Genomic DNA, 10,633 nt, shown 5'->3' with positions numbered 1-10,633 from the left:
GGGTGGGGTGGCGTGCCGGACGGCGGGACGACCTCGCGTGCGGCGACCCGGGTGCCCGAGCCCTGCCGGGCGGTGAGCCAGCCCTCGGCGACCAGGTCGGCGTAGGCGTCGGCGACGGTGTTGCGGGCGATGCCCAGGTCGGCGGCGAGCGCGCGGGATGAGGGCAGCCGGGTGCCCGGGGCCAGCCGGCCGGAGCGCACCGCGTCGCGCAGGGCGTCGGTCAGCCCCCGCCGCAGGCCCGGCCCGGTCGGCTCCACATGCAGGTCGATGCCCAGAGTGGCCCAGGGTTCCGCCATGGAAATGGACCATACTCCTGGGCTGCTTTCCTCCTAGGGTCGAGGGCATGACGACGCACACCGACACCCCGACGACCGTGGAGTACGCCGCCGAGCAGCCCGCCCGCCTGGACTGGGCCAAGCACGCGCCCGAGGTCTACAAGGCGATGGTCCGGCTGGAGATCGCCGCCCGGCAGGGCCTCGACCACAAGCTGTACGAGCTGGTGAAGATCCGCGCCTCGCAGATCAACCACTGCGCGTTCTGCATCGACATGCACACCAAGGACGCCCTGGCGGCGGGCGAGAGCGTCGAGCGGATCGTGCAGCTCAGCGCCTGGGACGAGTCGCGGCACTTCTACACGGCGAAGGAGATCGCCGCGCTGGAGCTGACGGAGGCGGTGACCGTGCTGACCGATGGCTTCGTTCCGGACGAGGTCTACGACAACGCCGCGAAGCACTTCGAGGAGGCGGAGCTGGCGCAGGTCATCGCCGCGATCACGGTGATCAACGCCTGGAACCGGTTCGGGGTGACCTGCCGGATGGCGCCGGGCCACTACCAGCCGGGGCAGTACAAGTGACGGCCCGTACCCGGCTGCTGGACCCCGCGGTCGGCCGGGCCATGTCGGCTCTCAGCGCCGCCGCGAAGAAGGGCCTGGGCGACCCGGCCCTCGCCGAACTCGTCGTCATCCGCGCCTCGCAGCTCAACCACTGCGCGTACTGTCTCGACATGCACCTCGCGATCGCCCGTGAGTACGGGGTGAGCGAGAAGCAGCTCGATCTGCTGGCCGCGTGGGAGGAGGCCGAAGACGTCTTCGACGAGCGGGAGCGGGCCGCGCTGGCGCTGACGGAGGCGGTGACCTTGCTGACTGGGGGCACCTCCCGGGCTTTCGGCTCTGGGGGAGGTTTCGTGCCGGACGAGGTGTACGAGCGGGCCGCGAAGCACTTCGACGAGGTCCGGCTCGCCCATCTGATCGGCCTGGTCGTCGCCATCAACAACTGGAACCGGGTGATGGTCGGTCGCCGGATTCCGCCAGGGGGCTACACACCATGAGCAGAGCCGCCGAGTTCCGTGCCATGCACCACCACCGGGCGCCCGGCGATCCGCTGGTGCTGCCCGGGCCGTGGGACGCGGCCAGCGCGCGGGTGTTCGCGGAGGCCGGGTTCCCGGCGCTCGCCACGCCCAGCGCCGGGGTCGCCGCCTCCCTCGGCTACGAGGACGGGCAGGTCCCGGCCGACGAGATGTTCGCGGCGGTCGCCCGGATCGTCCGGGCCGTCGACGTGCCCGTGTCGGCGGACGTGGAGGGCGGGTACGGGCTCGCGCCGAAGGATCTCGTGGAGCGGCTGCTGGAGGTGGGGGCGGTCGGCTGCAACCTGGAGGACTCCGAGGACCGGGTGCTGAAAGACCCCCACGCGCACGCCGACTGGCTGGCCGAGGTTCGGGAGGCGGCCGGTGACCGGCTGTTCGTCAACGCGCGCGTGGACACCTTCACCTGCGGGGTCGACGATCCCGGGCGGGCGATCGAGCGGGCCGCGTTGTACGTCGCCGCCGGGGCCGACTGCGTGTACCCGATCGGGGCCCCGCCGGAGATCCTGCCGCTGCTGCGGGCCGGGATCCAGGGGCCGGTCAACATGGGGGCCCCGACCGAGGGTGGCCCCACACCCGCCGAACTCGGCGCGCGAGGGGCCACCCGGATCACCTTCGGGCCGGGACTCCAGCGGCGGGCCGCCCGGGCCCTGCGGGAGATCGCCGGCCTGCTGGTGTAGGGGACGTCAGGACAGCCACTTCTTCCACGTGGACTTGTGGCTGTCCACCCACTTCTTCGCCGCGTCCTCGGGCGTCATCTTCTTGTCGGCGATCATCAGGGAGACCTCGTTCTGGTCCTCGGTCGTCCACTTGAACTTCTTCAGGAAGGCCGCCGCCTTGCCGCCCTTCTCGGCGAAGTCCGCGTTCAGGTACTTCTGCAGCGGGGTGTGCGGGTAGGCGCACGCGACCTTCTCCGGGTCGGCGTCGCAGCCCTCCTTGTACGGCGGCAGCTTCACCTCGGTCATCGGGACCTTCTCGAAGAGCCACTGCGGGGTGTACCAGTAGGTGAGGAAGGGCTTCTTCTCCTTGGCGAACTGCTTCATCTGCGTGATCTGCGCGGCCTCGGAGCCGGCGAACACCACCTGGTAGTCCAGCTTCAGGTTCTTCACCAGCGCCTTGTCGTTGGTGACGTAGGACGGCGAACCGTCCATCAGCTGGCCCTTGCTGCCGCTCTCCGGGGTCCGGAACTGATCGGCGTACTTGTCGAGGTTCTTCCAGTCGGTGACGTCCGGGTGCTTCTCGGCGAAGTACGTCGGGACGAACCAGCCGATGTGGCCGGTGACGCCGAGTTCGCCGCCGGGCGCGATCGTCTTCTTGTCCTTGACGTACCGCTGCTCCTGCTCGGGGTGACCCCAGTCCTCCAGGAGCGCGTCGACGCGGCCCTGGCTGAGGGCGTCCCAGGCGGGCACCTCGTCGACCTGGACGGTGTCGACGCGGTAGCCCAGCTCGTGCTCCAGGATGTACTGGGCGACGGCCACGTTGGACTGGGCGCCCACCCAGGACTGCACGGACAGGGTCACGGTCCTGGAACCCTGCGCGTTGGCGAAGGGTGAGGCCTGCTTGGTCATGTCGGCGGCGCCGCAGCCGGTGAGCAGCGCCAGGGAACTCATCGCGGCGACCGCCGCGGTCGTACGGATCCGCATGTCAGGCTCCCTTCTTCGCGCGGCGTTCGGTGGGCTGGGTCACCCGGTCGAGCATCAGGCCGAGGCAGACGATCGCGGCGCCGGCCACCAGACCGGTCGCCAGGTCGCCCTGGGCGAGACCGAAGACGACGTCGTAGCCGAGGGCGCCGCCGCCGACCAGGCCGCCGATGACGACGACGGCGAGGACCAGGACGAGGCCCTGGTTGACGGCGAGCAGCAGCGCCCGGCGGGCCAGCGGGAGCTGCACCTGCCTCAGCTGCTGCCAGCTGGTCGCGCCGAGCGAACCGGAGGCCTCCATGGCGGCCGGGTCGACCTGGCGCAGACCCTGGGTGGTGATGCGGACGACGGCCGGCAGCGCGTAGACGATCGCCGCGGCGACGGCCGGGGCGCGGCCGACGCCGAACAGGGCGACGACCGGGATCAGGTACACGAACTGCGGCATCGTCTGGAACACGTCGAGGACCGGGCGCAGCGCCCGTTCCAGGCGGTCGCTGCGGGCCGCCGCGACACCGGTGGCGAAGCCGACGACCAGGGTGACGGCGACGGCCGCGAGGACCTGGGAGAGGGTGTCCAGGGAGGGCTTCCAGACGCCGAGGACGCCGATCGCGGCCATGGCGAGGACGGCGGTGAGCGCGGTGCGCCAGGTGCCGATGACCCAGGCCAGGGCGGCGACGATCAGCAGCACCGACCACCAGGGCAGCGCCTGCAGGCCGTCGCGCATGGGGTCGAGGACCCAGGTGGTGAAGTGGCCCGCCCAGTCGGCGGTGCCGCCGATGACGGGGACGCCCGAGTACAGGTGCGCGGTCATCCAGTCGACGGCGCGGTTGACGGGCTCGGCGATGGCGACGACCCAGGAGTCGGGCCAGTCGAGGCGTCCCGCGAGCCGCCCGGCGACCGCCACGGCGACGACACCCGCGAGGGCGATGAGCCAGCCGCGCCCGCCGTGGGGCTCGGGTTCGGCGCCGATCTTCTCCCCCGCCGCGCAGGTGACGCGGTCCAGGACGACGGCCAGCAGCACGATCGGGATACCGGCGGCGAGCGCGGCACCGACGTCGACGGAGGCCAGGGCCTGGTAGACGCGGTCACCGAGGCCGCCCGCTCCGATGACGGCCGCGATGACGGCCATGGACAGCGCCATCATGATCGTCTGGTTGAGGCCGAGGAGGAGTTCCTTGCGGGCCAGTGGGATGCGGGCGGTCAGCAGGCGCTGGCGTGCCGTGGAGCCGAGCGACTCGACGGCCTCCAGCACCTCCTTGTCGGCGCCGCGCAGCCCGAGGGAGGTCAGGCGGGCCATGGGCGGGGCGGCGTAGATGACGGTGGCCAGGACGGCCGCCGGGACGCCGATGCCGAAGACCAGCACGACCGGCAGCAGATAGGCGAAGGCGGGCAGCACCTGCATGGTGTCCAGGACCGGCCGCAGCAGGCGGTCCATCCGGTCGGACAACCCGGCGGCGAGCCCGAGCAGCGCGCCCACGACGACCGACGCGAGGACCGCGGCGACCATCAGGGCGAGCGTCTGCATGGTCGGCACCCACATGCCGAGCAGTCCGCAGGCGAGGAACGCGGCGGCCGTGCCGAGCGCCAGCCTCACCCCCGCCACGCGCCAGGCGACCAGGGCGCCCAGTGCCGTGACGCCCGCCCAGCCTATGGCCAGGAGGGTGAGGTAGACGGCCCGTACGGCGATGACGACGACGTTGCTGACGTGGCCGAAGAAGTAGAGGAACAGCGGGTGGCTGTCGCGGTTGTCGATGATCCAGTCGCTGGCCTTGGCGAGCGGCTCGGAGAAGTCGACGGTCAGCGCGCTCGGCCAGGTGCCGCTCGCCCAGCGGGCGTTGGCCAGGGGCACCAGGATCGCGGCGGCGAGGGCGAGCAGGAGCAGCTTGTGGACGGCCCGGTGCTTGAGGAGGGCGGGCAGGCCGACGCGCGGCGGGGAGGCGGTGATGGTCGCCATCACACCGCCTCCTCGGGCTGCACCGTCCCTGGTGGAGCGGTCTGCTCCGTTCCGGCGACGACGCCGAGGAGCGTGTCGGAGTCGACCACGCCCACGCACCGGCCCTTGTCCATGACCCGGGCCGGAGCGCCGGCGCGGGCGACCGCCTCGATCGCTTCGGACACCGTCGCGTCGGGGCGTACCGCCGGTCCGCTGCCGTCCTGGTCCGCCGAGGGGCGGCGCATGGCCGTGCGGACGGTGAGGACCTGCTCGCGCGGGACGTCCCGGACGAACTCGCGGACGTAGTCGTCGGCGGGCGAGCCGACGATCTCCTCGGGCGTGCCGAGCTGCACGATCCGGCCGCCGCGCATGAGGGCGATGCGGTCGCCCAGCTTGAGGGCCTCCTGGAGGTCGTGGGTGATGAAGACCATCGTGCGGCCCTCCTCGTGGTGCAGCCGGACGACCTCCTCCTGCATGTCGCGCCGGATCATCGGGTCGAGCGCGCTGAACGGCTCGTCGAACAGCAGGACCTCGGGGTCGACGGCGAGCGCGCGGGCGAGGCCCACGCGCTGCTGCTGGCCGCCGGAGAGCTGGCCGGGGCGGCGGTGCTCCATGCCGTCGAGGCCGACCTTGGCGACGACCTCGGCGGCCCGCTCGCGCCGCTCGGCCTTGCCCATGCCCTGGATCTCCAGGCCGTAGGCGACGTTGTCGATGACCGTGCGGTGCGGCAGCAGGCCGAAGTGCTGGAAGACCATCGCGGCGCGGTGGCGGCGCAGTTCGCGCAGCCGGGAGCGGTCCATGGCGCGGACGTCCTCGCCGTCGATGGCGATGGTGCCGGCCGTCGGCTCGATCAGCCGGGTCAGACAGCGCACCAGCGTGGACTTGCCGGAGCCGGACAGGCCCATGACGACGAAGACCTCGCCCTTGCGCACGTCGAAGCCGACGTCCCGGACGGCGGCGGTGCAGCCGGTGCGGGCGCGCAGCTCGGCGGGGTCGAGGGCGGTGAGCTCGGGGTCGGCGGGAACGCGCTCGGCCTTGGGGCCGAACACCTTCCACAGGCCCTCCACCGAGAAGACGGGGGTGCTGCTGTCCATGGTCTGCTCCGTGGGGGGTTCGAGGGTCGGGATCTCGGTCACCGGTCACCACCACCGATCAGCTCGGCGGCCTTCTCCCCGACCATGAGCACACCGATCATCGGGTTGACGGTGGTCATCGTGGGGAACACGGAGGCGTCGGCGATGCGGATACCCTCCAGGCCGCGGATGCGCAGCTCGGGGTCGACGACGGCCAGCCGGTCGTCGGCGGCGCCCATATTGCAGGTGCCGGCCGGGTGGTAGACGGTGTGGGCGACCTTGCGGGCGTACTCGCCGAGCTCCTCGTCACCGGTGACGTCGGGGCCCGGGGCCACCTCGCGCTTGAGCCAGCCGGCCAGCGGCTCGGTCTTTGCGATCTCGCGGGCGATCCTGATGCCGTCGACGAGGGTCCTGCCGTCGTAGTCGTCCTCGTCGGTGAAGTAGCGGAAGTCCAGGGCGGGCTTGGCCTCGGGGTCGGCGCTGGTCAGGTACAGCCGGCCGCGGCTCTTCGGCTTGGGGATGTTCGGGGTCATGGAGACGCCGAACTCCGGCCGCCGGTAGCCCAGTCGCTCAGGATTGTCCGTGAACGGGATCTGGTAGAAGTGGAACATCAGGTCGGGGTGCGCCAGTTCGGGGTCGCGGCGCACGAACAGGCCCGCGTCGGAGTCCATCGCGGAGTTCTCCGGGATGGGGCCGTTCGTCTCCCAGACGATGACCGACTCGGGGTGGTCGAGCAGGTTCTCGCCGACGCCCGGCAGGTCGTGCGCGACGGGGATGCCGAGCTTCTCCAGGTCCGTCTTCGGGCCGATGCCGGAGTGCATCAGCAGCCGGGGCGAGTCGACGGCGCCGGCGCACAGCAGGACCTCGCGCCGGGCCTTGACGAGGATCTCCTCGCCGTCCTTGGTGCGCACGTGCACGCCCTCGGCACGGTTGCCGTCGAGTTCCAGCCTGTACGCCCAGGTCTCCAGCAGGATCGTCAGGTTGGGCCGCTCCTCCATCACCGGGTGGAGGTAGGCGACTGACGCCGAGGACCGCTTGTTGTTCTCGGGGTGGTAGGCGAGGTCGAAGAAGCCGACGCCCTCGGTGAAGGGCTTCTTGTTGAAGCCGTCGACGCGCGGCACGCCCAGGGCTTCCTGGGCGGCGTCGACGAAGTCGCGGGCGATGGCGTTCCGGTCCTTCTCGTCGACCGGGACGATGTTGTTGAGCAGCCGGGCGAAGTACGCCTCCATCTGCACCGCGCCCCAGCCCTTGGCACCGGCGGCCTCCCACTCGTCCCAGTCGGCGGGCAGCGGCTTGAACGCGATGAGGGTGTTGTGCGAGGAGCAGCCGCCCAGGACGCGGGCCCGGCTGTGCCGGATGTGCGAGTTTCCGCGTGGCTGTTCGGTGGTGGGGTAGTCGTAGTCGAGCTCGCCGCCGAGCAGGCCCATCCAGCGGCGCAGGGTCAGCACGTCGTCACGGCCGACGTCGCTGGGGCCGCCCTCGATGACGGCGACGGTGACGTCCGGATTCTCGGTCAGGCGTGAGGCGATGACGGAACCCGCGGTTCCGCCGCCTATCACGACATAGTCGTACTCATGGCTGGTGTGGGACATGGGGTACTTGCTCCAGTGGGGATGAAGTGAACGAGCTGGGGGCGGGGACGCTCAGCCCGGGGTGTGGCGGGTCAGCCCGGGATGAGAGTCGGCGGCCCGGCGGGGGTCAGCCCGCGAACCAGCGCACCGGCTTGGGAGCGAGGTTCTGGTAGACGTGCTTGGTCTCCCGGTACTCGGCGAGTCCGGCGTGGCCGAGTTCGCGGCCCACTCCGCTCTTGCCGAAACCGCCCCACTCCGCCTGCGGCAGGTAGGGGTGGAAGTCGTTGATCCAGATCGTGCCGTGGCGCAGCCGCCCGGCCACACGGCGGGCGCGGCCCGCGTCGGAGGTCCAGACGCCGCCCGCCAGTCCGTACTCGGTGTCGTTGGCGAGGGCGACGGCCTCGTCCTCGGTCCGGAAGGTCTCGACGGTGACGACCGGCCCGAAGACCTCCTCCCGTACGACGCGCATCTCGCGGTGGCAGTGGTCGAGGACGGTCGGCTCGTAGAAGTAGCCGCTCTCCGGACGCTGCGCGGACGGCTTGGGGCGCTTGCCGCCGGAGCGCAGCACGGCGCCCTCCTTGAGTGCGGACTCGACGTACATCTCGACCTTGGCGCGCTGCTGCTCGGAGACGAGCGGGCCGCACTCGACGCCGTCCTCGGTGCCGCGGCCGAGGCGGATCTTCTCGGCGCGCCGGGCGAGTTCGGTGACGAAGCGGTCCCGGACGGACTCCTCGATGATGAGGCGGGCACCGGCCGAGCAGACCTGGCCGCTGTGGATGAAGGCGGCGTTGAGGGCCTGGTCGACGGCGGTGTCGAAGCCCTCCTCGGTGGCGCAGGCGTCGGCGAAGACGACGTTGGGGTTCTTGCCGCCGAGTTCGAGGGCGACCTTCTTGACGGTCGGGGCGGCGGCCTCGGCGACCTTGACGCCGCTGACCGTGCCGCCGGTGAAGGAGACAAGGTCGATGTCGGGGTGCTCGGACAGGCGTGCGCCGACGGAGTGCCCCGGGCCGGTGACGATGTTGGCGACGCCCGCGGGGAGCCCGGCCTCGACGAGCAGCTCGATGACCGCGATCGTCGTCATCGGCGTGATCTCGCTCGGCTTGATGACGAAGGTGTTGCCGGCGGCGAGGGCCGGGGCGATCTTCCAGCTGGCCTGGAGCAGCGGGTAGTTCCAGGGCGTGATCATCGCGCAGACGCCGACGGGCTCGTGCACGACGACGCTGTGGATGTCGGTCGAGCCCGCGTCCACGACCCGGCCGGGGGCCTCGCCGGCGACCAGGTCGGCGAAGTAGCGGAAGGCGTCGGCGACACAGTCGATGTCGACGCGGCCCTCCTCGACGGTCTTGCCCGCGTCGCGGGCCTCCAGCCGGCCCAGCTCCTCACGGTCCCGCACGAGCAGGTCGGCGACGCGCCTCAGCAGCGCGGCCCGCTCGGTGGCGGGGGTGTGCGGCCACGGGCCTTCGTCGAAGGCGCGCCGGGCGGCGGCTGTCGCCAGGTCGGTGTCCTTCTCGTCACCCTCCGAGACCACGGCGAAGGGCAGGGCGTCCGCGGGGTCGAGGATCTCGCGGGTGGCCCCGGAGGTGGCCGCCCGCCACTCTCCTCCCGCATGGATGGTTTGACGCGCCTGAAGTTCGGTACTTTCCGCCATGATCGCTGTTCGCCTTCCGTTCCTGATCAGCGCCCCTGTGTCACATTCGTGTCACTAAGAGACCGAGGTCGCCTGCCCGACTCCCCCGGATACATGCGCGTCGATGGCCGAAAGTGCGCTGTGTCACGGGAGATGCGGGCAAACAGGAACAAAAGGTGCGCTTGGTTGGGTCGTCGGAAAGCCCGCAGGCCCCGTACCGGGGAACCGGGGCGGGGCCTGCGAACGAAAACGCCGAAGGGCTCGCTCAGATGAGGCCGAGGCCGCGGACCGCCTCGCGCTCCTCCTCCAGCTCCTTGACGGAGGCGTCGATCCGGGCGCGGGAGAACTCGTTGATCTCCAGGCCCTGGACGATCTCGTACGCGCCGTCCTTGGTGGTGACGGGGAAGGAGGAGATGAGCCCCTCCGGCACGCCGTAGGAACCGTCGGACGGGATGCCCATGGAGACCCAGTCGCCGTCGGCGGTGCCGTTGACCCACGAGTGGACGTGGTCGATGGCGGCGTTGGCGGCGGAGGCGGCCGACGAGGCGCCACGGGCCTCGATGATGGCGGCGCCGCGCTTGGCGACGGTCGGGATGAAGTCCTCGGCCAGCCACTTCTCGTCGTTCACGACCTCGGCGGCGTTCTTGCCGGCGATCGTGGCGTGGAAGATGTCGGGGTACTGGGTGGCGGAGTGGTTGCCCCAGATGGTCAGGCGCTTGATGTCGGCGACCGTCGAGCCCGTCTTCTTCGCGAGCTGGGTCAGCGCGCGGTTGTGGTCCAGGCGGGTCATCGCGGTGAACCGCTCGGCCGGTACGTCCGGCGCGGCGGCCTGGGCGATCAGGGCGTTGGTGTTGGCCGGGTTGCCGACCACCAGGATCTTGACGTCGTCCGCGGCGTGGTCGTTGATGGCCTTGCCCTGCGGCTTGAAGATGCCGCCGTTGGCCTCCAGCAGGTCGCCGCGCTCCATGCCCTTGGTGCGGGGGCGGGCGCCGACGAGCAGGCCGACGTTGGTGCCGTCGAAGGCGACGTTCGGGTCGTCGGTGATGTCGATGCCCTGCAGGAGCGGGAACGCGCAGTCGTCCAGCTCCATGGCCGTGCCCTCGGCCGCCTTCAGGGCGGGCGTGATCTCCAGCAGGCGCAGCTTCACCGGCACGTCCGCGCCGAGCAGCTGACCGGAGGCGATGCGGAAGAGCAGGGCGTAACCGATCTGGCCGGCCGCGCCGGTGACGGTGACGTTCACGGGAGTGCGGGTCATGGCGTTCTCCGTATGACAGCTGGCGGTGGGGCGGTCCCTGCCCCGGACGTTTGATCGATCTCTTGGCGTCAAGAGATCCATTCAGCCGTCAGGCTACCGCGCATCCGGGATCCCGGACGTCCGGGTCGATGTGGCCCGGCCCACAACTCCACCCCACCCTCGCGCACGCACCCAC

General features: G+C 71.2%; 10 protein-coding genes. 3 read left to right on the top strand and 7 right to left on the bottom strand.

Annotation, left to right across the window (positions count from 1 at the left end):
• Nucleotides 1-296, bottom strand: a 296-nt coding sequence (locus C1J00_RS29715) for a GntR family transcriptional regulator (RefSeq protein WP_146046279.1), incomplete at its 3' end; no start/stop codon positions are given.
• 47 nt (nucleotides 297-343) lie between these two features.
• Here C1J00_RS29715 and C1J00_RS29710 point away from each other — a divergent pair.
• The 3 genes from C1J00_RS29710 to C1J00_RS29700 are packed head-to-tail and all read left to right on the top strand — an operon-like array spanning nucleotide 344 to nucleotide 2,039.
• Nucleotides 344-853: a carboxymuconolactone decarboxylase family protein gene (locus tag C1J00_RS29710; protein ID WP_102912079.1), complete on the top strand. Its 510-nt coding sequence runs from the start codon at nucleotides 344-346 to the stop codon at nucleotides 851-853.
• Complete coding sequence (locus C1J00_RS29705; protein ID WP_102912078.1) at nucleotides 850-1,326, top strand: carboxymuconolactone decarboxylase family protein; 477 nt, start codon at nucleotides 850-852, stop codon at nucleotides 1,324-1,326. The genes C1J00_RS29710 and C1J00_RS29705 overlap by 4 nt, the downstream gene beginning before the upstream one ends.
• Complete coding sequence (locus C1J00_RS29700) at nucleotides 1,323-2,039, top strand: isocitrate lyase/PEP mutase family protein (protein WP_102912077.1); 717 nt, start codon at nucleotides 1,323-1,325, stop codon at nucleotides 2,037-2,039. The genes C1J00_RS29705 and C1J00_RS29700 overlap by 4 nt, the downstream gene beginning before the upstream one ends.
• A 6-nt stretch (nucleotides 2,040-2,045) precedes the next feature.
• Here the strand turns inward: C1J00_RS29700 and C1J00_RS29695 are convergent, their stop codons facing one another.
• The 6 genes from C1J00_RS29695 to C1J00_RS29670 form a co-directional block, all read right to left on the bottom strand.
• Nucleotides 2,046-3,002, bottom strand: coding sequence for an ABC transporter substrate-binding protein (locus C1J00_RS29695; protein WP_102912076.1), 957 nt, complete (start codon nucleotides 3,000-3,002; stop codon nucleotides 2,046-2,048).
• Between the two features lies 1 nt (nucleotide 3,003).
• Nucleotides 3,004-4,953 (bottom strand): ABC transporter permease, encoded by a 1,950-nt coding sequence (locus tag C1J00_RS29690; protein WP_102912075.1) that lies wholly within the window; start codon nucleotides 4,951-4,953, stop codon nucleotides 3,004-3,006.
• Nucleotides 4,953-6,026, bottom strand: coding sequence for a quaternary amine ABC transporter ATP-binding protein (locus tag C1J00_RS29685; protein WP_102912080.1), 1,074 nt, complete (start codon nucleotides 6,024-6,026; stop codon nucleotides 4,953-4,955). The genes C1J00_RS29690 and C1J00_RS29685 overlap by 1 nt, the downstream gene beginning before the upstream one ends.
• Before the next feature lie 38 nt (nucleotides 6,027-6,064).
• Nucleotides 6,065-7,597 carry a GMC family oxidoreductase gene (locus tag C1J00_RS29680; protein ID WP_102912074.1) on the bottom strand — a complete coding sequence of 511 codons (1,533 nt, stop codon included), beginning with the start codon at nucleotides 7,595-7,597 and terminating at the stop codon, nucleotides 6,065-6,067.
• A 106-nt stretch (nucleotides 7,598-7,703) separates the two neighbouring features.
• Nucleotides 7,704-9,224 (bottom strand): aldehyde dehydrogenase family protein, encoded by a 1,521-nt coding sequence (locus C1J00_RS29675; RefSeq protein WP_102912073.1) that lies wholly within the window; start codon nucleotides 9,222-9,224, stop codon nucleotides 7,704-7,706.
• A gap of 244 nt (nucleotides 9,225-9,468) precedes the next feature.
• Nucleotides 9,469-10,458 (bottom strand): malate dehydrogenase, encoded by a 990-nt coding sequence (locus C1J00_RS29670; RefSeq protein WP_102912072.1) that lies wholly within the window; start codon nucleotides 10,456-10,458, stop codon nucleotides 9,469-9,471.
• Nucleotides 10,459-10,633: the final 175 nt, after the last annotated feature.

Source organism: Streptomyces cahuitamycinicus (genome assembly GCF_002891435.1).
Classification (GTDB): Bacteria; Actinomycetota; Actinomycetes; order Streptomycetales; family Streptomycetaceae; genus Streptomyces; species Streptomyces cahuitamycinicus.
Note: the sequence above shows the minus strand (reverse complement) of the source record. Positions and strands in the feature narration are given on the sequence as shown.